The sequence below is a fragment of the Pelomicrobium sp. P1 genome (assembly GCF_052805615.1).
In genome coordinates this window covers 62,535-82,580 of the sequence record NZ_JBRBEM010000016.1, presented here as the reverse complement: position 1 = coordinate 82,580, position 20,046 = coordinate 62,535, and the positions used below count along the sequence as shown (strand labels likewise).

At 68.5% G+C, this 20,046-nt stretch carries 21 protein-coding genes and 1 tRNA gene; 20 read left to right on the top strand and 2 right to left on the bottom strand.

From position 1 onward, the window contains the following. Nucleotides 1-126: 126 nt before the first annotated feature. The 6 genes from rpe (at nucleotide 127) to ACUVYZ_RS14810 (ending at nucleotide 5,800) form a co-directional block, all read left to right on the top strand. The gene (rpe, locus tag ACUVYZ_RS14835) at nucleotides 127-807 is read left to right on the top strand and encodes a ribulose-phosphate 3-epimerase (RefSeq protein WP_439935218.1); all 681 of its coding nucleotides are present in this window, start codon (nucleotides 127-129) and stop codon (nucleotides 805-807) included. Further along, nucleotides 804-1,514 carry a phosphoglycolate phosphatase gene (locus tag ACUVYZ_RS14830; RefSeq protein WP_439935217.1) on the top strand — a complete coding sequence of 237 codons (711 nt, stop codon included), beginning with the start codon at nucleotides 804-806 and terminating at the stop codon, nucleotides 1,512-1,514. The genes rpe and ACUVYZ_RS14830 overlap by 4 nt, the downstream gene beginning before the upstream one ends. A gap of 149 nt (nucleotides 1,515-1,663) precedes the next feature. Continuing rightward, entirely contained in the window at nucleotides 1,664-3,136 is a 1,473-nt protein-coding gene (gene trpE / locus ACUVYZ_RS14825; protein ID WP_439935216.1) for an anthranilate synthase component I, read from the top strand. Nucleotides 3,137-3,141: 5 nt separating this feature from the next. Then, nucleotides 3,142-3,783 (top strand): aminodeoxychorismate/anthranilate synthase component II, encoded by a 642-nt coding sequence (locus ACUVYZ_RS14820; protein ID WP_439935249.1) that lies wholly within the window; start codon nucleotides 3,142-3,144, stop codon nucleotides 3,781-3,783. Beyond that, a complete protein-coding gene (trpD, locus tag ACUVYZ_RS14815) occupies nucleotides 3,780-4,805 on the top strand; it encodes an anthranilate phosphoribosyltransferase (protein ID WP_439935215.1) in 1,026 nt (341 codons plus the stop codon). Before ACUVYZ_RS14820 ends, trpD begins: the two co-directional genes overlap by 4 nt. A 23-nt stretch (nucleotides 4,806-4,828) precedes the next feature. After that, nucleotides 4,829-5,800 (top strand): indole-3-glycerol phosphate synthase TrpC, encoded by a 972-nt coding sequence (locus ACUVYZ_RS14810; protein ID WP_439935214.1) that lies wholly within the window; start codon nucleotides 4,829-4,831, stop codon nucleotides 5,798-5,800. Here ACUVYZ_RS14810 and ACUVYZ_RS14805 read toward each other — a convergent pair. Then, nucleotides 5,797-6,807, bottom strand: a complete 1,011-nt coding sequence (locus ACUVYZ_RS14805) for a 2-dehydropantoate 2-reductase (protein WP_439935213.1) — start codon at nucleotides 6,805-6,807, stop codon at nucleotides 5,797-5,799. The two genes, ACUVYZ_RS14810 and ACUVYZ_RS14805, sit on opposite strands and share 4 nt — an antisense overlap. Before the next feature lie 313 nt (nucleotides 6,808-7,120). Here ACUVYZ_RS14805 and ACUVYZ_RS14800 point away from each other — a divergent pair. The 14 genes from ACUVYZ_RS14800 (at nucleotide 7,121) to ACUVYZ_RS14735 (ending at nucleotide 19,308) form a co-directional block, all read left to right on the top strand. Then, nucleotides 7,121-7,196, top strand: a tRNA-Met gene (locus ACUVYZ_RS14800). A 224-nt stretch (nucleotides 7,197-7,420) separates the two neighbouring features. After that, nucleotides 7,421-7,669 carry a hypothetical protein gene (locus ACUVYZ_RS14795; protein WP_439935212.1) on the top strand — a complete coding sequence of 83 codons (249 nt, stop codon included), beginning with the start codon at nucleotides 7,421-7,423 and terminating at the stop codon, nucleotides 7,667-7,669. A 13-nt stretch (nucleotides 7,670-7,682) separates the two neighbouring features. Next, a complete protein-coding gene (gene miaB, locus ACUVYZ_RS14790) occupies nucleotides 7,683-9,017 on the top strand; it encodes a tRNA (N6-isopentenyl adenosine(37)-C2)-methylthiotransferase MiaB (RefSeq protein WP_439935211.1) in 1,335 nt (444 codons plus the stop codon). After that, nucleotides 9,014-9,970: a PhoH family protein gene (locus tag ACUVYZ_RS14785; RefSeq protein WP_439935210.1), complete on the top strand. Its 957-nt coding sequence runs from the start codon at nucleotides 9,014-9,016 to the stop codon at nucleotides 9,968-9,970. The genes miaB and ACUVYZ_RS14785 overlap by 4 nt, the downstream gene beginning before the upstream one ends. Further along, a complete protein-coding gene (gene ybeY / locus ACUVYZ_RS14780; RefSeq protein WP_439935209.1) occupies nucleotides 9,954-10,466 on the top strand; it encodes an rRNA maturation RNase YbeY in 513 nt (170 codons plus the stop codon). The genes ACUVYZ_RS14785 and ybeY overlap by 17 nt, the downstream gene beginning before the upstream one ends. Continuing rightward, nucleotides 10,450-11,277 carry an HlyC/CorC family transporter gene (locus ACUVYZ_RS14775; RefSeq protein WP_439935208.1) on the top strand — a complete coding sequence of 276 codons (828 nt, stop codon included), beginning with the start codon at nucleotides 10,450-10,452 and terminating at the stop codon, nucleotides 11,275-11,277. Before ybeY ends, ACUVYZ_RS14775 begins: the two co-directional genes overlap by 17 nt. Further along, on the top strand, nucleotides 11,274-12,833 hold the full coding sequence (gene lnt, locus ACUVYZ_RS14770) for an apolipoprotein N-acyltransferase (RefSeq protein WP_439935207.1): 1,560 nt from the start codon (nucleotides 11,274-11,276) through the stop codon (nucleotides 12,831-12,833). The genes ACUVYZ_RS14775 and lnt overlap by 4 nt, the downstream gene beginning before the upstream one ends. A 49-nt stretch (nucleotides 12,834-12,882) precedes the next feature. After that, complete coding sequence (gene glyQ, locus ACUVYZ_RS14765; protein WP_439935206.1) at nucleotides 12,883-13,767, top strand: glycine--tRNA ligase subunit alpha; 885 nt, start codon at nucleotides 12,883-12,885, stop codon at nucleotides 13,765-13,767. Nucleotides 13,768-13,770: 3 nt separating this feature from the next. Beyond that, nucleotides 13,771-15,840, top strand: a complete 2,070-nt coding sequence (gene glyS, locus ACUVYZ_RS14760) for a glycine--tRNA ligase subunit beta (protein WP_439935205.1) — start codon at nucleotides 13,771-13,773, stop codon at nucleotides 15,838-15,840. Nucleotides 15,841-15,883: 43 nt separating this feature from the next. Further along, entirely contained in the window at nucleotides 15,884-16,432 is a 549-nt protein-coding gene (gmhB, locus tag ACUVYZ_RS14755) for a D-glycero-beta-D-manno-heptose 1,7-bisphosphate 7-phosphatase (protein ID WP_439935204.1), read from the top strand. Nucleotides 16,433-16,469: 37 nt separating this feature from the next. Further along, nucleotides 16,470-17,192 carry a lysophospholipid acyltransferase family protein gene (locus tag ACUVYZ_RS14750; RefSeq protein ID WP_439935203.1) on the top strand — a complete coding sequence of 241 codons (723 nt, stop codon included), beginning with the start codon at nucleotides 16,470-16,472 and terminating at the stop codon, nucleotides 17,190-17,192. Between the two features lie 100 nt (nucleotides 17,193-17,292). Further along, a complete protein-coding gene (lptM, locus tag ACUVYZ_RS14745; protein WP_446033081.1) occupies nucleotides 17,293-17,439 on the top strand; it encodes an LPS translocon maturation chaperone LptM in 147 nt (48 codons plus the stop codon). Next, a complete protein-coding gene (lysA, locus tag ACUVYZ_RS14740; protein WP_439935201.1) occupies nucleotides 17,436-18,686 on the top strand; it encodes a diaminopimelate decarboxylase in 1,251 nt (416 codons plus the stop codon). The genes lptM and lysA overlap by 4 nt, the downstream gene beginning before the upstream one ends. Nucleotides 18,687-18,924: 238 nt before the next feature. Beyond that, nucleotides 18,925-19,308, top strand: a complete 384-nt coding sequence (locus tag ACUVYZ_RS14735; RefSeq protein ID WP_446033080.1) for a histone — start codon at nucleotides 18,925-18,927, stop codon at nucleotides 19,306-19,308. Between the two features lie 75 nt (nucleotides 19,309-19,383). Here ACUVYZ_RS14735 and ACUVYZ_RS14730 read toward each other — a convergent pair whose 3' ends face one another. Beyond that, nucleotides 19,384-20,040, bottom strand: a complete 657-nt coding sequence (locus ACUVYZ_RS14730) for a sulfite oxidase heme-binding subunit YedZ (protein WP_439935199.1) — start codon at nucleotides 20,038-20,040, stop codon at nucleotides 19,384-19,386. Between the last annotated feature and the right edge of the window lie 6 nt (nucleotides 20,041-20,046).

Genomic DNA, 20,046 nt, shown 5'->3' with positions numbered 1-20,046 from the left:
ACACCAAAGGCGCGGCGGGCACAAGCGCCGCAGCATAACGGCGGCTTTTCCCGGCAATCAGCGCCCGTTATGCAGCCGGGGAGGCAATCCCGCTAAAATCCGGGCTTTATCGCCTGCGGAGGGTCCATGCCCACGTACCGGATCGCCCCCAGCATCCTTTCGGCCAACTTCGCGCGCCTGGGCGAGGAGGTGACCTCGGTCATCGCCGCCGGAGCCGACCTGATCCACTTCGATGTGATGGACAACCATTACGTGCCCAACCTCACCATCGGGCCGCTGGTGTGCGAGGCGATCCGGCCCCTCACCGAAGCGCCCATCGACGTGCACCTGATGGTGAAGCCCGTGGACCGGATCGTGCCGGACTTCGCCAAGGCGGGCGCCAACATCATCTCCTTCCACCCCGAGGCCTCGGAGCACGTGGACCGCACCATCGGCCTGATCCACGACTGCGGCTGCAAGGCGGGGCTGGTGTTCAACCCGGCGACACCGCTCCATTACCTGGACTGGACCCTGGGGAAGCTGGACCTGGTGCTCATCATGTCGGTCAACCCGGGCTTCGGCGGGCAGAAGTTCATCCCCACGGCCCTCGAGAAGCTTCGGGAGGTGCGCCGGCGGATCGACGCGAGCGGGCGCGACATCTGGCTGGAGGTGGACGGGGGCGTGAAGGTGGACAACATCGCGGAGATCGCCCGGGCCGGGGCGGACACCTTCGTCGCCGGCTCCGCGATCTACGGGACCAAAGACTACAAGGCGACCATCGCAGCGATGCGGGCGGAGCTGGAAAAAGCCCGAGGCCGAAACACGTGAATTCCCGCTTCCCCATCCCCGTGGGCGCGGTCGTTCTGGATCTCGACGGGACCCTGCTCGACACCGTCGATGACCTGGCGGTGGCGGCAAACGCCATGCTCCAGGAGCTGGGTTTCGAACCGTTGCCGGAGCACGTCATTCGCACCCACATCGGCAAGGGCCTCCAGAACCTGGTCACCCGTTGCCTGGCGGAGGTGACCGGCGCTGAGCCGACTGCGGCGCAGGTCGAGCGGGCATTGGCTGTCTTCGAGCCCCATTACCGGGCGAACCTGTGCGTGCGCACCCGTCCCTACCCCGGCGTGGTGGAGGGGCTCGAAGCGCTGCGCCAAGCGGGTTTCCCGCTTGGCTGCGTGACCAACAAGGCGGAACGCTTCACCCGGCCGCTGCTCACGCAGACGGGGCTTGCCCGCTATTTCGACCTGGTGCTGGGGGGCGACACCCTGCCGCGCAAGAAGCCGGATCCGATGCCCCTCCTCTACGCGGCACGGCACTTCGGCGTCGCCCCGGGCGAGCTCCTGCTGGTGGGCGACTCCCCCAACGACACCCGGGCGGCCCGGGCGGCCGGCTGCCCGGTGGTGTGCGTGCCCTACGGCTACAACGAGGGGACCGAGGTGCAGGACCTCGATTGCGATGCTATAGTAGCGGGCGTGGACGAGGTGCCCCGGCTGGTGCGCAAGGCCCGCCCCGCCGCCGGGCGCCCCCAGTAGGAATTTTTCCGCCAAGTTCAGCCGTGAGCTCCAAGAGGATTGAAATCGAACGGTTCGCGCTCCGCCGCTGGCGCCCTTGGCGCCCGTGACGCGTATCCAGGCGCTTCGCCCTGCCGTTTCCGGTTTCAAACCCTTTTGTGGAGACTTCCGTGACTGAACAGGAATTCGACGATCTGGCCGCGCGCGGCTACAACCGCGTGCCCGTGGTCCTCGAGACCCTGGCCGATCTGGACACGCCCCTCTCCCTCTATCTCAAGCTCGCCGGCGAGCCCTACTCCTACCTGCTGGAGTCGGTGATCGGGGGCGAGCGCTTCGGCCGCTATTCCATCATCGGGCTGCCCGCGGAGCTGCGCATCGAGGTGAAGGGCCACCGCGTCGGCCTGGTCCGGCGGGGGCTTGCCGTGGAAGAGCACGAAACCCCCGATCCCCTGGGCTTTCTCCAAGCGTATCTTGCCCGCTTCCGCGCCGCGCCGCTGGCGGCGGGCCCCCGCTTCTGCGGCGGGCTCGTGGGCTACTTCGGCTACGACACGGTGCGCTACATCGAGCCGCGGCTAGCCCGCACCGACAAGCCGGACGCCCTCGGCACGCCGGACATCCTGCTGCTCCTCTCCGAGGAGCTGGCGGTCATCGACAACCTGCTGGGGAAGCTCTACCTGGTGGTGTACGCCGATCCCCGGGAGCCGGGCGCCTACGCCCGGGCGCGCCGGCGCCTCGCCGAGCTGCTCGCGCGCCTGCGCCAGCCGGTGGCGATCCCAGCGAGCGACCCCTGCCCCTCCGGACCCACGGCTTGCGAGTTCGCGCAGGATGCCTTCATCGAGGCGGTAGAGCGGGCCAAGCGCTACATCTTCGAGGGCGACATCATGCAGGTGGTGCTCTCCCAGCGCATGCGCCAGCCGTTCCATGCCTCCCCCCTCGCCCTGTACCGGGCGCTCAGGGGATTGAATCCTTCGCCCTACATGTTCTACTTCGATCTCGACAGCTTCCACGTGGTGGGGGCCTCCCCGGAGATCCTGGTGCGGCTGGAGGGCGAGACGGTGACGGTGCGGCCCATCGCCGGCACCCGCCCCCGGGGGAAGACGCCGGACGAGGACGCCCGGCTCGCGGCGGAGCTCCTCGCCGACCCCAAGGAGCGCGCCGAGCACGTGATGCTCATGGATCTGGGCCGCAACGACGTGGGACGGGTGGCCCAGACGGGAACCGTGCGGGTCACCGAGAACATGGTGATCGAGCGCTACTCCCACGTCATGCACATCGTGTCCAACGTGGAAGGGCGGCTGCGCCCGGCGCTCGGGGCGCTGGACGTGCTCAAGGCCACCTTCCCGGCGGGCACGGTGAGCGGCGCCCCTAAAGTGCGGGCCATGGAGATCATCGACGAGCTGGAGCCCTCCAAGCGCGGCGTCTACGCGGGCGCCGTGGGCTACCTGGGGTTCAACGGGGACATGGACCTCGCCATCGCCATCCGCACCGCGCTGGTCAAGGACGGGGCGCTCTACGTGCAGGCGGGCGCCGGAATCGTCGCCGACTCGGTGCCGCGCAACGAATGGATCGAGACGCAAAATAAGGCGCGAGCGATCCTGCGGGCGTCCGAGCTGGCCCACGCGGGGTTGGATACAAGGTGGTGAAAATCATGCTGCTGATGATCGACAATTACGACTCCTTCACCTACAACCTGGTGCAGTACCTGGGCGAGCTGGGGCAGGAGGTGAAGGTCGCCCGCAACGACGAGATCACGCTGGAGGAGATCGAGGCCCTCGATCCCCAGTACATCGTCATCAGCCCGGGGCCTTGCACGCCCAACGAGGCCGGGGTGTCGGTGCCGCTGATCCAGCGCTTCGCGGGCCGGATCCCTATCCTGGGGGTCTGCCTGGGGCACCAGGCGATCGGGCAGGCCTTCGGCGGCCGCATCGTGCACGCCCGAGCGCTCATGCACGGCAAGACCTCCCGCATCCGCCATGCGGGAGAAGGCGTGTTTCGCGGGCTGCCGGACGGGTTCGAAGCGACCCGCTACCACTCCCTGGTGATCGAGCGCTCGAGCCTGCCCGACTGCCTCGCGGTGACGGCCTGGACCGACGACGGGGAGATCATGGGGGTGCGGCACAAGGCGTTCCGGGTGGAGGGCGTGCAGTTCCATCCGGAGTCCATCCTGACCCAGCACGGGCACGCCCTGCTCGGCAACTTTCTATGGCCGGAAGGGCCGCCGGGGCAAGCCGCCGCCCCGGGACAGGGAAGCGCCGAAGAACGGGTAAGCGCCGAAAGGAGGAAGGCATGACGCCCCAGGAAGCGTTGAACCGCCTGATCGACAACCGGGAGATCTTCTACGACGAGATGCTCTCGGTCATGCGCCAGATCATGAACGGCGAGATGACGCCGGCCCAGATCGCCGCCATCCTCATGGGCCTGCGGGTCAAGAAGGAAACCATCGGCGAGATCACCGCCGCGGCCCAGGTGATGCGGGAGTTCGCCACCTCGGTGCCGGTGGAGGACAGCGCCCATCTGGTGGACACCTGCGGCACCGGGGGAGACAACGCCCACACGTTCAACGTGTCCACGGCCTCCGCGTTCGTCGCCGCCGCCGCCGGCGCCCGGGTAGCCAAGCACGGTGGGCGGTCGGTGTCCTCCAAAAGCGGCAGCGCCGACGTGCTGGAAGCCCTGGGCGCCTGGGTCCAGCTCACCCCCGAGCAGGTCGCCCGGTGCATCGAACAGGTGGGCATCGGCTTCATGTTCGCCCCCAATTTCCACGCCGCCATGAAGCACGCCGCGCCGGTGCGGCGGGAGCTGGGGGTGCGCACCCTGTTCAACATCCTGGGGCCCCTCACCAATCCGGCGGGCGCCAGGAACCAGCTCCTGGGCGTGTTCCACCCGGACCTGGTGGGCATCCAGGTGCGGGTGCTCCAGCGCCTGGGCAGCCGCCACGTGATGGTGGTGCACGGGCTGGACGGGGTCGACGAGATCTCCATCTGCGCCGAAACCATGGTGGGGGAACTCAAGAACGGCGAGATCTCCGAGTACACCCTGCACCCGGCCCAGTTCGGGATGAAGCTGGGCGAGCCCGCCGCGATCCGGGTGGAGGACGCCGCCCAGGCGAAGGGCATGCTGCTCGGGGTGCTGGACAATGTCCCCGGGCCGGCCCGGGACATGGTGCTGCTCAACGCCGGCGCGACCCTCTACCTGGCCGGCGTCACGAAGACCATGGAACAGGGCATCGAAAAGGCCGCCGCGGCACTGGAGAGCGGCGCGGCGCGGCGCAAGCTGGAAGCCTTCGTCGAGCTAACCAACCGGTTCCGGGCCTGAGCCTGGATATTCGACGAAAGACGATGGCTGACATCCTGGAGCGCATCCTCGCCGCGAAGGCGGAGGAGGTGGCCGCGGCCCGCGCGGCACTGCCCCTGGAGGCGGTCCGGGAACGAGCCCAGACCGCGCCCCCGGCGCGGGACTTTGCCGGCGCCCTACGCGGGCGCATCGCCGCGGGCCGGCCCGCCGTCATCGCCGAGATCAAGAAGGCGAGCCCCAGCAAAGGGGTGCTGCGGGAGCGATTCGACCCGGAAGCGATCGCCCGTAGCTACGCCCGCCACGGGGCGGCGTGCCTGTCGGTGCTCACCGACCGGGCGTTCTTCCAGGGAAGCCCGGATTACCTCCGGGCGGCCCGCGCCGCCTGCGAGCTGCCGGTGCTACGCAAGGACTTCGTGATCGATCCGTACCAGGTGTTCGAAGCGCGGGCCATGGGGGCGGACTGCATCCTGGTGATCGTGGCGGCGTTTCGGCTTGCCGCGGGAGCCCGCCAGCCCTCTTCCTTGTCCCCTCTCCCCACGGGAGAGGGAGATCCACCAGCGGGCGGCGCCACCTGGCCTCCCGTCTCTTGGGAAAGCGAAAGCAGCGACCCCGCCTCCCCCCCGGGGGGAGGGGCTGGGGGAGAGGGCCCTTCCTGCGGGGCCCCCGGCTACGACCTTGCCCGCATGCAAGCGCTCGAGTCCCTCGCCCATTCCCTGGGCATGGCGGTGCTGGCGGAGGTCCACGACGGGGAGGAGCTGGCGGCGGCCCTCACCCTCGCCACGCCCTTGATTGGCATCAACAACCGGAACCTGCGCACTTTCGAAACCCGCCTGGAGACCACCCTCGGACTCCTCGACCGGGTTCCGCCCGCCCGGATCGTGGTGACCGAAAGCGGAATCCTGACTCCCGGGGACGTGGCCCGCCTGCGCGCCCGGGGGGTTCACGCCTTCCTGGTAGGAGAAGCGTTCATGCGGGCGGAAGACCCGGGCGCCGAGCTCGCCCGGCTGTTCGCCTAAGCGAGCTTGAGCGCCCGCACGCAGGCCTTCTCCTCCTGCACGGTCTTGTCGAGGAGCTTGGTGAGGGCGTAGACCGCGTCGATGTGGGGCGAGGGAGTGTCGGTCATGCGCCCAAGCTCCACCACCGCCCCCACCAGGGCGTCCACCTCCAGGGGCCGGCCGGCTTCCAGGTCCTGGAGCATGGAGGTCTTGTGCTTGCCCACCTTCTCGGCGCCGGCGATGCGCTTCTCCAGGGGCACGCGGAAGTGGATGTTGAGCTTATGGGCGATGGCCTGGGCCTCGGTCATCATCTTCGCCGCCAGGTCCCGGGTGAGGGGGTACTGGCAGATGTCCACCAGGGTGGAATGGGTGAGGGCGCTGATGGGGTTGAAGGTGAGGTTGCCCCACAGCTTGAGCCAGATCTCGGAGCGGATGTCGGGCAGGATGGGGGACTTGAAGCCGGCCCGGGTGAAGGTCTCGGACACGCGCCTCGCCCGCTCGGTCTCGGAGCCGTCCAGCTCGCCGATGGGGAAGCGGTCTCCCTCGATGTGCCGGATCACCCCCGGCGCGGCGATCTCGCTGGCAGGATAGACGACGCAACCCAGGATCCGCTCCGCCTCGATGTTCTTCACGCACACCCCGCCCGGGTCCACCGACTCCACGATGCGCCCCTCCAGGGGGCCGCCGTGGCGCTGGAAGTACCAGAAGGGGATGCCGTTCTGGGTCGGCACGACGATGGTCTGGGGCCCGAACATGGCCCGTAGGTCCGACGCCACCGGAGGAAGCTGGTGGGCCTTCATGCCCAGGATCACCAGATCCTGGACGCCCGCCTCGGCCATGGCGCTGGTCGCCTTAACGTTCTTCGCCACGTGCTCGGTGCCATCGTGCATGACGAGCTTGAGGCCGTTTTTCTTGATCGCCTCCAGATGGGCGCCCCGGGCGATGAGGGTCACGTCCTCGCCCGCCAGCGCCAACTTGACGCCCAAATAGCCGCCGATGGCGCCCGCACCCACAACGCAAATCTTCATTGCATCCCCCGTCTTGGCTGTTGTTTCAGGAAATTCCAGATGGCCGGATGGACATCATGCCAGGGCCCGCTGACCCGCTCCCGCCGGGAAGTCCCCGGAGGCCGTCTTCTACCCTTAAGCCCTGGAGCGCAGTGGAGTGTGGTGGAGCAGGCCGCGCCGGAAATTGACCGCGGTCAATTTTTCATATCAGCAAAAATAGATAATCCTTATGGAATGCATCATGCAAGTTTATCATCGCCCTCGGTGCCCGCCCTGCCGTCCGGACCTTCCTTGACAGCCCTCGAGGGCGGCTGGCATAGTTTCGCCCCTCCGTGGCGAATTAGCTCAGTGGTTAGAGCAGCGGAATCATAATCCGTTGGTCCGGGGTTCGAATCCCTGATTCGCCACCAGCGCTTCCGATTCCAGGTCTTTCCAGATCCCGCCCACCCTTCCGCCCGACCGTCTGCCCTCTCTGTCGGTCCCGCAACCGTCTGGGAGGGTTCCCGAGCGACCGGTCCGCCGCCGATTGCGAGCAGGCCCGCCAGCGTGCTATCGTAAGCCCATGCGGTTAGGTTCTATCCTCTTGTTTATCCTGTTTTTTTCCGTGAGCGGAGGCGCCTCCGCGCAGCGCATATTGCCCGCGGAGGCTGCCCTGGGCAAAGTGGACGCCTTCGAATATCCCCACGCCAAGATCGCCGGCAAGACCTATCGCCTCGCCCCGGGCGCCAGGATCTTCGATTCCTGGAATCGTGTCGTGATGCCCCCGGCCCTTCCGCAGGACGCCCGGGTGCTGTACCTGGTGGACGGCAACGGGGATTTGTCCCGTGTGTGGCTGCTCACTCCCGAGGAGCTCGCCCGGGAGGAGCTCAAGCGGCGCCGGTAACGCTTCGATTCCCGTGGGCGGCAAGGTTTACATCAAGACGTTCGGCTGCCAGATGAACGAGTACGATTCGGCCAAGATGGCCGACGTGCTTCGGGCGGCGGAAGGGTTGCAGCCGACCGACGATCCGGCGGAGGCCGACCTCATCCTTTTCAACACCTGCTCGGTGCGGGAGAAGGCCCAGGAGAAGGTGTTCTCCGACCTGGGCACCGTCAAGCACCTGAAGCGCCACCGGCCGGGGATGCTGATCGGGGTGGGGGGCTGCGTGGCGAGCCAGGAGGGGGAGCGCATCATCGCCCGGGCCCCCTACGTGGACCTGGTGTTCGGCCCCCAGACCCTGCACCGGCTGCCCCAGCTCATCCGGGCCCGCCGGGAAACCGGCCGGCCCCAGGTGGACGTGTCGTTTCCGGAGGTGGAGAAGTTCGACGCCCTGCCGCCCCCGGGCGTCAAGGGGGCGAGCGCCTTCGTCTCCATCATGGAGGGCTGCAGCAAGTACTGCAGTTTCTGCGTGGTGCCCTACACCCGGGGGGACGAGGTCTCCCGCCCCTTCGAGGACGTGCTGGCGGAGGTGGCGTCCCTGGTGGACCAGGGGGTGCGGGAAGTGACCCTCCTCGGCCAGAACGTGAACGCCTACCGGGGCGCCATGAGCGACGGGGAAACGGCGGACCTGGCTCTGCTGTTGCGCTACTTGGCGGAGCTTCCCGGCTTGGAGCGCATCCGTTTCACCACGTCCCACCCGCGGGAGTTCACCCAGCGGCTGATCGACGCTTTCGCCCAGATCCCGAAGCTGGCGGGCCACGTGCACCTGCCCGTGCAGTCGGGCTCGGACCGGGTGTTGGCCGCCATGAAGCGGGGCTACACGGTGCTCGAGTACAAGTCCATCCTCCGGCGCCTGCGCGCCGCGCGGCCGGGCATCTCCATTTCGTCGGATTTCATCGTAGGCTTTCCCACCGAGACGGAGGCCGACTTCGAGGCGACGCTGCGGCTCGTGGAAGAAGCGGGCTTCGACGCCAGCTTCAGCTTCGTCTACAGCCCGCGGCCGGGAACCCCCGCGGCGGAGCTGCCGGACCCGACCCCGCAGGCGGTGAAGCTCGAGCGCCTGGCCCGGCTGCAGGCGCTGATCGATGCCCAGGCCCAAGCCTTGAGCCGCGCCATGGTGGGCACCGAGCAGCGCGTCTTGGTGGAGGGACCCTCCAAGAAGGATCCGACGGAACTCCAGGGCCGCACGGAAAACAACCGGGTGGTGAACTTCCCGGGCCATCCGCGCCTGATCGGCCGGTTCGTCCACGTGAGCATCACGGCCGCCCTGCCCCATTCCCTCCGAGGCAGGCTTGCCTCACTACCGAATTGAAGTCCGCCGTCCTCGAACTGTCCTTCACCCCGCCCGACAACCAGCGCCTGGCCAACCTGTGCGGCGCCCTGGACGAGAACCTGCGCCAGATCGAGGTGGCCCTGGACGTGACCATCGCCCGGCGCGGCGAGCATTTCAAACTGAGCGGCGCGCCGGAGCGGGCCGATCTGGCGGCCCGGGCGCTGCGCACTTTTTACGACCAGGCCCAGCATCATTTGAGTGCGGAAGACATCCAGTTGGGGCTGGTGGAGGTGATGAGCCCGGCCCCCGGGACGGCGCGGCCGCTGGAGTCGCCACCCCTAGTGACCCGGCGCGCCGACCTGCACGGCCGCACGCCCCGCCAGGTGCAATACCTGCGCCAAATCCAGGAGCACGACATCACCTTCTCCATCGGTCCGGCAGGCACGGGCAAGACCTACCTCGCGGTGGCGAGCGCCGTGGACGCCCTGGAGCGGGACCGGGTCAAGCGCATCGTGCTCACCCGGCCGGCGGTGGAGGCGGGCGAGCGGCTGGGCTTCCTGCCCGGGGATCTCGCCCAGAAGGTGGATCCCTACCTGCGGCCCCTGTACGACGCCCTGTACGAGCTGATGGGGTTCGACCGGGTGGCAAAGCTGTTCGAGCGGGGGGCGATTGAGATCGCGCCCCTCGCCTACATGCGGGGTCGCACCCTCAACCACTCCTTCATCATCCTGGACGAGGCCCAGAACACGACGCCCGAGCAGATGAAGATGTTCCTCACCCGCATCGGCTTCGCCACCAAGGCGGTGATCACCGGCGACGTGACCCAGATCGACCTCGCCCGGGGACAGAAAAGCGGGCTGGTGGAAGCCCAGGAGGTGCTCGCCGGCGTGCGCGGCATCGCCTTCACCGTGTTCCAGGCCGAGGACGTGGTGCGCCATCCCCTGGTGCAGCGCATCGTCCAGGCCTACGACGAGTATGCCAAGCGGCAGTAGGCGCCCGGCGCCGTTCTCCCTCTCGGTCCAATACGCCACCGCTCGACCAGGGGTGCCCAGCCGCAGCCAGTTCCGCCGCTGGGTCGGCCGCACGCTCCAGCGGCCCGCGGCCATCGTGATCCGCGTGGCGGACGAGCCCGAGGCCCGGGCGCTCAACCAGCGCTTCCGCGGCAAGGACTACGCCACCAACGTCCTCACCTTCCCCTACCCAGAGTTCAAGCCTCTACGCGGCGACATCGTGCTGTGCGCGCCCGTAGTGGAGCGGGAAGCGCGGGAGGCGGGCAAGCCAGTCCTGGCCCATTACGCCCACCTCACGGTCCACGGCGTGCTGCACCTGCAGGGCCACGACCATCAGGGCGAGGACGAAGCGACCAGGATGGAACTCCTGGAGTCCCGGATCATGCGGGCGCTCGGCTACGCCGACCCTTACGGGCCGGAAGCGCCCAGACGCAAGGCACGAACAGCCCATGGAGAAATAGATGGAAGAAGTCGATAAGCCCGGCTGGCTCGAGCGCTTGTCGGCGCTCATCATGCGCGAGCCTGAGGACCGGGAGAGCCTCGTGCAATTGCTCCATTCGGCCTACCGGCGCAACCTCCTGGACGCCGACGCCTTGAGCATGATCGAGGGAGTGATCCAGGTCTCGGAGATGCCCGTGCGCGAGATCATGATCCCGCGCTCCCAGATGCAGATGATCGACATCGAGTCGACGCCGGAGGAGATGACCGCCTTCGCCATCGAAACCGCCCATTCCCGCTTTCCGGTCTACGACGGCCACAAGGACAACGTGATCGGCATCCTGCTCGCCAAGGATCTGCTGCGCTTCTACGCCGGCGAGGAGTCCAGCGTGCGCGCCATGCTGCGCCCGGCGGTGTTCATCCCCGAGTCGAAGCGGCTCAACGTGCTGCTCAAGGACTTCCGCAGCAACCGCAACCACATGGCCATCGTGGTGGACGAGTACGGGGGCGTGGCGGGGCTGGTGACCATCGAGGACGTGCTGGAGCAGATCGTCGGCGAGATCGAGGACGAGTACGACTACGAGGAGGCCGGCGACAACATCATCCGCGACAAGGACGGACGCTATCGCGTCAAGGCCACCACGGAGATCCAGGACTTCAACGCCGCCCTGGGCACCCGGTTCAGCGACGAGGAGTACGACACCGTGGGCGGGCTGGTGCTGTCCCTGTTCGGACGCCTGCCCCGGCGGGGCGAGTCGGTGAGCGCCGACGGGGTCAAGTTCCAGGTCCTGCGCGCCGACAGCCGCCGGCTGCACACCCTGCTGGTCGAGCGGCTCCAGGACGAGGCATGACGGCGGCGCACCGGTCGCTTCCCCGCTTCCGCTCCGCCTCCCGCGCCCGCAGCCTGTGGACGCTGGCCGGCGCCTTCGCCCTGGGGGCGGTGGCGGTCGCCGGCTACGCCCCGTTCCACGCCTTCTTCCTCGCGCCCCTGGCGCTCGCCCTGCTGTTCGCCCTGTGGGGCGTGCTGCCGCGCCCGGGAGCCGCCGCGGCCGCCGGGTTCGCCTTCGGGCTGGGGCTCTTCGGCGTGGGCGTGAGCTGGATCTGGGTGAGTCTGCACGTCTTCGGCGGCATGCCGGCGCCGCTCGCCGCCCTCGCCACCCTGCTCTTCTGCGCGCTGCTCGCCCTCTTTCCCGCCCTGGTGGGCTGGCTGCAGGCCATGGTACCTGTCCCGCCGCTCCGGCGCACGGCGCTTCTCATCCCGGGCCTGTGGGTGACCGTCGAATGGCTGCGGGGCTGGCTCTTCACCGGCTTTCCCTGGCTGGCGGTGGGCTACTCCCAGATTCCCGAAAGCCCTCTGGCCGGCTACGCGCCGGCGGCGGGGATTTACGGCGTCGGGCTCGCCGTGGCGGTCACCGCCGGGCTCGCCGCGGCGGTGCTGCTCGCCGCCGCCCGGCGGCTTCGCTTCTCCCCCGGGCTGCCGCTCGCCGTGGCGGCGGGTGCCGGCCTGTGGCTCGCCGGCCAGGCGCTGAAAAGCGTGACCTTCACCTGGCCGGTCACGGAACCAGTGAAAGTGACCCTGGTCCAGGGCAACGTGCCCCAGGAGCTCAAGTGGCGGGAGGAGCGGGTGGCGGCCACCCTGCGCCAGTACCTGGCGGCGGTGCAAAGGGCGTCCGGTACCCTGGTGATCCTGCCCGAGACGGCGCTGCCCCTGTTCTATCACCAGGTGCCGGAAGCCTACTGGACCGAGCTCACCGCCTCCGTGGCGAGCCGGGGCGGCGACCTGCTGGTGGGCATGCCGGAGAAGCCCGATCCCGACAGCGAGGTCTATTACAACAGCGTGGTGACCCGGGGCAGCTCCCCTCCCCAGGCTTACCGCAAGTCCCATCTGGTCCCCTTCGGCGAGTTCATCCCCCCGGGCTTCGGCTGGGCGATGAAAGCCCTCAGCATCCCGCTCACCGATTTCTCCCGGGGCGATCCGTGGCAGCGGCCGCTCCAGGTGGCCGGCCAACAGGTGGCGGTCAACATCTGCTATGAAGACGCGTTCGGGGAGGAAATCATCCGCCAGCTTCCCGGGGCGACGCTCCTTGCCAACGTGAGCAACGACGCCTGGTTCGGGGATTCCTTCGCCCTCTGGCAGCATCTGCAGATGTCCCAGGCCCGGGCCCTGGAGACCGGCCGCTACATGCTGCGGGCCACCAACACAGGCGTAACCGCAGTGATCGATCCCAAAGGGCAGGTGCTAGCGCAGGCGCCGGTGCACGAGGAAGCCCTGGTAGAAGCCGAAGTCCGGGGCTACGGGGGCGAGACCCCCTACGTGCGCTGGGGCAACGCGCCCGCCCTCCTTCTCGCCCTGGCCGCCTGCGCCGCGGCGTTGCTCTCCCAGCCGCGCCAACGGGAACCGTTCTGACATAAAAAACCGCCGGACCGCGTAAAATAACGATTTTTTTGCGGCTTTCATGCTCACCTTTCAGCAGGTCATTCTCAAGCTCCAGGAATACTGGGACCGGCAGGGCTGCGTGCTGCTGCAGCCCTACGACATGGAGGTGGGCGCGGGCACATCCCACACCGCCACTTTCCTGCGGGCCCTGGGACCGGAGCCCTGGAACGCGGCCTACGTCCAGCCGTCCCGGCGGCCCAAGGACGGCCGCTACGGCGAGAATCCCAACCGCCTGCAGCACTACTACCAGTACCAGGTGGTGCTGAAGCCTTCGCCGCTCCACATCCAGGACTTGTACCTGGACTCCCTGGCCTACCTGGGCATCGATCCCCGCAGGAACGATGTGCGCTTCGTCGAGGACAACTGGGAAAACCCCACCCTGGGCGCCTGGGGACTGGGCTGGGAGGTGTGGCTGAACGGCATGGAGGTGACCCAGTTCACCTATTTCCAGGAGGTGGGCAGCCTCCCGTGCCGCCCGGTCACCGGGGAGATCACCTACGGGCTGGAGCGGCTCGCCATGTATCTCCAGGGCAAGGAGAGCGTGTTCGACCTGGTGTGGACCGATGGGGTCACCTACGGCGACGTCTATCACCAGAACGAGGTGGAGCAGTCCCGGTACAACTTCGAGCAATCCAACGTGCCCTGGCTCTTCTCCCAGTTCGACGGCTTCGAGGCGGAGGCCAAGCGCCTCATCGAGGCGGGGCTACCCCTGCCCGCCTACGAGATGGTCCTCAAATGCTCCCACACGTTCAACCTCCTGGACGCCCGGGGCGCCATCTCGGTCACCGAGCGCGCCGCCTACATCGCCCGCATCCGCACCCTCGCGCGCCTGGTGGCCCAGGCCTATTACGCCTCCCGGGAGGCGCTGGGCTTCCCGATGCTGAACCAGGCCAAGGCGGCGTGAGCCATGACCGAGACCCTGCTGGTCGAGATCCTCACCGAGGAGCTGCCGCCGAAGGCACTGCGGGCGCTGGGGGAGGCCTTCACCGAGGGGCTCGCCCGGCGGCTCGGGGAGCTGGATCTGCTGGAGCCCGACAGCCGGGCCATCGGCTACGCCACGCCGCGCCGGCTGGCGGTGGCGATCTCCCGGGTGCGGGAGAAGGCACCCGACAAGGCGGTAGAGGTGAAGGGCCCTTATGTCGCCACCGCCCTGGACTCCACGGGCCGGCCCACCCAGGCCCTCCTGGGGTTCTGCCGCAAGCACGGGGTCGAGCCGGAGGCGCTCGCCCGCGCCACGGACGCCAAGGGCGAGCACTTCGTCTGCCGCAAGAGCGAAAGCGGCAGCACGCTCGCCGCGGTGCTGGCTACCGCGGTGGAGGAGACGGCCGCCCGGCTGCCGGTGCCGAAGATGATGCGCTGGGGCGCGGGCGAGGAAGAGTTCGTGCGTCCGGTGCACGGGGTCATCCTGCTCCACGGCGAGCAGGCTATCCAGGGCACGGTCCTGGGGGTGGCGAGCGGGCGCGCCACCCGCGGCCACCGGTTCCTGGGCGAAGGCCGGCTGGAGATTCCCCACGCCGAGGCCTACGCCGAGCGGCTCGCCGCCCGGGGCTGCGTCATCGCCTCCTTCGACGAGCGCAGAGGCCGCATCGAGGCCTTGCTCATGGAGGCGGCGGGTCCGCTCAGGCCGGACATGGACGAGGCCCTGCTCGACGAGGTCACCGCCCTGGTGGAGTATCCCGCGGTCTACGCGGGAAGCTTCGATCCGGCCTTCCTCGCCGTGCCCCAGGAATGCCTGATCCTGTCCATGAAGCAGCACCAAAAGTACTTCCCGCTGCTCGACCCGGGGACGGGGAGACTGCAGCCCCGCTTCCTCATCGTCTCCAACCTGCGGGTGGACGACCCCCGGGAAATCATTCACGGCAACGAGCGGGTGCTGCGGGCCCGGCTCGCCGACGCCAAGTTTTTCTACGACCAGGACCGCAGAATACGGCTGGAGGCGCGGGTGCCGCGGCTCGCGGAGGTGGTGTACCACAACCGCCTGGGCAGCCAGCTCGAGCGGGTGCTGCGCATCCAGAAGCTCGCCGGAAAGATCGCAGAAGCGCTGCGGGCGGATCGAAGCCTCGCGGAACGGGCCGCCTACCTCTCCAAGGCCGATCTGTTGACCGACATGGTGGGAGAGTTCCCCGAGCTGCAGGGCGTCATGGGCATGCACTACGCCCGCCACGACGGCGAGCCCGAGGCGGTGGCCCGGGCGATCGAGGCCCACTACCACCCGCGCTTCGCCAACGACACCCTGCCCGAGGATCCCGTGGCCATCGCCGTGGCCCTAGCCGACAAGCTGGATGCGCTCATCGGCATCTTCGGCATCGGCCTCGCCCCCAGCGGGGACAAGGACCCCTACGCCCTGCGGCGCCACGCCCTGGGGGTGCTGCGTCTCCTGATCGAGCGCAACCTGCCCATCGATCTGCGGGCGCTCCTCGCCGACGCCCGCGAGGCCTTCGCTCCAGGCATCATCGCAGCCGGCGTGGAGGCGGAGGTGTTCGAGTTCATGCTGGAGCGCCTGCGGCACTACCTGCGGGGCCAGGGCTACGAGGCCGATGAGGTGGAGGCGGTGGTGAGCCAGCGGCCGAGCCGCATCGACCGGGTGATGCCCCGTATCCAAGCGGTGCGGGCGTTCCGCCGCCTGCCGGAAGCGGAGAGCCTGGCCACGGCCAACAAGCGCATCCAGAACATCCTCAAGAAGGCGGACGCCGAGGATTGGGCGCCGGAGGCCTCCCTTCTGCGGGAGCCCGCGGAGAAACAGCTCTACCTAGCCACCCGGGAGCTGGCGCCCCGGGTGGAGGCCCTCATGCAGCGGGGGGACTACACCCAGGCCCTGGCGGCGCTGGCGGGGATCAAGCCCCAAGTGGACACCTTCTTCGACCAGGTGCTAGTGATGGCCGAGGAGCCGTCCATCCGCTCGAACCGCCTCGCCCTGTTGCGGCAACTGGCAGGGGTGATGAACCAGGTGGCGGACATCTCCAAGCTCGCCGCGTGACACAACCGGTTTAAAATACTTCCGCCATCGAGGAGCGCAGGCCTTGCCCGCCACCACCAAACTGGTCATCCTGGACCGCGACGGCGTCATCAACTACGACAGCGTCAACTTCATCAAGTCGCCCGAGGAATGGCGGCCCATTCCCGGCAGCCTAGAGGCCATCGCCCGGCTGAACCGGGCGGGTTACCGAGTCGTGGTGGCGACCAACCAGTCGGGCATCGGGCGGGGGCTCCTGGACATGACCACCCTCAACGCGGTACACGAAAAGATGCACCGGGCGCTGGCCGCGGCCGGCGGCCACATCGATGCGCTCTTCTTCTGCCCCCACACCGCCGAGGCCCGCTGCCCCTGCCGCAAGCCCGCTCCGGGCATGCTGCAGGAGATCGCCCAGCGCTACAACGTGTCCCTGGAGGGGGTGCCGGCCATCGGCGATTCCCTGCGGGACCTGGAAGCGGCCGCGGCCGTGGGCGCCTTGCCGCTCCTGGTGCTCACCGGCAAAGGCGAACGCACCCGCCTGGAAGGAAACCTGCCGCCCCGCACCGCCGTGTTCTCCGATCTCGCGGCGGCAGTGGATGCCTTGGTTTCGTCCTGATGACGGGGCGGGACACACAGCCGGCCAGCGTCGCCCCATGATCTGGCTGCGCTCGGCCCTCTTCGCCGCAGCGCTCGCCATCACCACCCCCGTCTTCTCCCTCATCGCCCTCGCAACGTTTCCCTTCGGCGCCTTCACCCGCTACCGCATCATCACCCGGTGGTCGCGGATCACCATCTTCCTCGCCCGGGTGATTTGCGGCATCCGCTACCGGGTGCTGGGGCGGGAGCGCTTGCCGGCGCGGCCGTCGGTAGTGCTCTCCAAGCACCAGTCGGCGTGGGAAACCCTGGCCTTCCAGGAGATCTTCCCGCCCCAGGTGATCGTGGTGAAGAAAAGCCTGCTCTACATCCCGTTCTTCGGCTGGGGGCTGGCCATGCTTTCCCCCATCGTCGTGGACCGCGCTTCGCCGCGCACGTCGCTCAAGCAGTTGCTGCGCCAGGGCATGGAGCGGCTGGCCGCCGGCTTCTGGGTGATCGTCTATCCGGAGGGAAGGCGGGTCGATCCGGGCGAGCGGGGCCGCTACCAGGTGGGCGGCGCGTGGCTCGCCGTGCACGCCGGCGCGCCGGTGGTCCCGGTGGCGGTGAACGCGGGGCGCCTGTGGGGCCGGCGCGCGTTTCTCAAGCGTCCCGGGCTGGTGACCGTGAGCATCGGCGAGCCCATCGACCCCCGGGGACTCAAACCCGAGGAGGTGCTGCGCCGGGCGGAAGAGTGGATCGAGGCGGAAATGCAGCGCATCGACGCCGCGCCGGAGGAGCGCTGACGTGGCCCGGCAGAGGCAGGCTGCGGACCCATCCCCAGTCGCCCAGCTCCTGGGGGCGGTCGGTCCCTTACCGCTTTCGATCTCGGCTATCATTGCCGCCATGATCCGCGGTCCAGCCATGCGCGCCCTGCTGCCCCTCTTCCTCCTTCTCGCGTTCCTGAACGGTTGCGGCTTCAAGGGTCCGCTCTACCTGCCAGAAGAGAAGAGCGCGCCTGCTTCCCGGGACGCGGCCCCTAGACAAGAATGAGCGCCTTTCATTACCGCGACGGCGTGCTGCACGCCGAAGACATGCCGCTCACCGAAATCGCGGCCCGTTTCGGCACCCCGTGCTTCGTTTATTCCCGCGCCGCCTTTACCGAAGCCTATCGCGCTTTCGACCAGGCCCTGGCGGGGCATCCCCACCTGGTGTGCTACGCGGTCAAGGCCAATTCCAACCTGGCCATCCTGGATCTCCTGGCGCGCCTGGGCAGCGGCTTCGACATCGTCTCCGGCGGGGAGCTCAAGCGTGTGCTGGCGGCGGGCGGCGACGCGCGCCGGGTGGTGTTTTCCGGCGTGGGCAAGACCGAGGCGGAGATGCGGGAGGCGCTCGCCGCCGGGGTGCTGTGCTTCAACGTGGAATCGGAAAGCGAGCTGCAGCGCCTCAACCGGGTCGCGGCGGCGCTCTCCGCGCGGGCGAGCGTGAGCCTGCGGGTGAACCCGGACGTGGATCCGAAGACCCATCCGTACATCGCTACCGGGCTCAAGGAGAACAAGTTCGGCGTCCCCTTCGCCGAAGCCCTGCCTCTGTACCGGGAGGCGCGGCGCCTGCCCCATCTCGCGGTGGCGGGCATCGGCTGCCACATCGGCTCCCAGCTCACCGAGCTGGATCCCTTCGTCGAGGCGGCGCGCAGAGTCCTCGAGCTCGCCGACCGTCTCGCCGCGGAAGGCATGCCCCTCGCCCACGTCGACCTGGGCGGCGGCCTCGGCATCCGCTATCGCGACGAGCGGCCGCCGTCGATCGAGGCGTACGGCCGCGCCCTCGTCGGATTGCTGCGCGGGCGCCGGGAGCGGCTCATCGTCGAGCCTGGCCGCGCCCTGGCGGGCAACGCCGGCGTGCTGGTGACGCGGGTCGAATACTTAAAGCACGGGGAAACGAAGAACTTCGCGGTGGTGGACGCAGCCATGAACGATCTCATGCGCCCTTCCCTCTACGACGCCTATCACGAGGTCCTGCCGGTCGTGCAGGAGGCCGCGCGGGCGAGCGCCGTCTACGACGTGGTCGGACCGGTGTGCGAGAGCGGCGATTTTCTCGCCCGCGATCGCGAGCTTGCCCTGGCGGAGGGCGACCTCCTGGCGATCGGCTCCGCCGGCGCGTACGGCATGAGCATGAGCTCCAACTACAACACGCGCCCGCGCGCGGCGGAGGTGATGGCGGACCGCGACCGGGTACACCTGATCCGCAGCCGCGAAACCGTCGAGCAGTTGATCGCCCTGGAAAGACGCCTGCCGGATTGATCCGCCAAGTGTGGGAAAAATGCAACGCCGCGGCGCGCCTCAAGACGCTTGTCTCGAAGCTCGCTGTTGTGCGTCGCTGCCCGAGACCATAGAATCGACTTACCGAGCCGGAGCGTCGATCGTTTTCGTCCATCATTGAGCGTCATTGGACGCCAGCGGAAGCGGCGCAGCGGGCTCGGAAGTGCGGCGCAGCGCCGCAGCATCCATCCAACTTGGAGCCTGGACCGAAGAAAGGAGCATGGAGATGGCAGTAAGCAGAAAGAAACCAGCGGCGAAGAAGAGCGCTGCAAAGAAGAAGCTCGCGACCAAGCCTGCTGCGCGCAAGGCATCCGCCAGAAAGAGCGTGCGCAAGGCGACGCCCAAGAAAGCGGCGCCCAGGAAGAGCGCGCGCAAGAAGCCCGCCAGAAAAGCCGCCAATCCCGCAGCCCGCAAGACGGTGAAGAAACCGGCGGCGAAAAAGATCCGCAAGAACCCGCAGCGGCCGGCCACCAGGAAAAAAGCGCCCGCCAGAAAATCGGCGGCGGCCAGGAAAAAGCCCGCGGGGAAATCGAGCGCCAGGAAACCCGCCAGAAAAAGCCCGGCGCGCAAGCGCGTGGCCGCCACCGGCGCGCTCGGCGCCTGACGGCCGTCTCCCGGCGGCCCTTGCGAGCCTTGTCCCGCGCCCGGCCGCCGGGTCGTTTCTATCCTTGCCTTCTTTTCATTCCGCCTCGACGCCGGCCCGCCCCACGCGCCACAGGGAAAGGGCGCGGCTGCGGAAGGCGTGCACCACGCGGCTGCCCAACAGGAGGGCGAGCGCGGCGGCGAAGAGCGCGGGCCGGGTCACGTCCGCCTTGACCAGCCACCAGAAGTGGATCACTCCGCCGATGCCGATGACATAGACCAGCCGGTGTAGCCGCTGCCAGCGGCGGGCGCCGAGACGCCGGATCATGCGGTCGGTGGAGGTGGCCGCCAGGGGGATCAGGAGCAGGAAACAGGTGAAGCCCACGGTGACGTAGGGGCGCTTCGCCACGTCCTGCACGATGGCCGCCAGATCGAAAAACTGGTCCAGGACCAGGTAGGTGGAGAAATGCAGGCAGGCGTAGAAGAAGGCGTACAGGCCCAGCATGCGCCGCAGCCGCAGCAGCCACGGCCACCCGAGGAGGCGCCGCAGCGGGGTCACCGCCAGGGTGAGGGTGAGGAAGGCGAGGGTCCAGAAACCCGTGGAGCGGGTGATGAATTCCACCGGATTGGCCCCCAGGCCGTCGTCGAACCCCAGCCAGACGAGGCGCGCGAGGGGCGCGAGGCCCAGCAAGAACAGCAAGCGCTTGAAGTCGCGTATGCGCTCGAGGGAAGGCTGAGCTAGGGTGGCTGCCATGGCGCC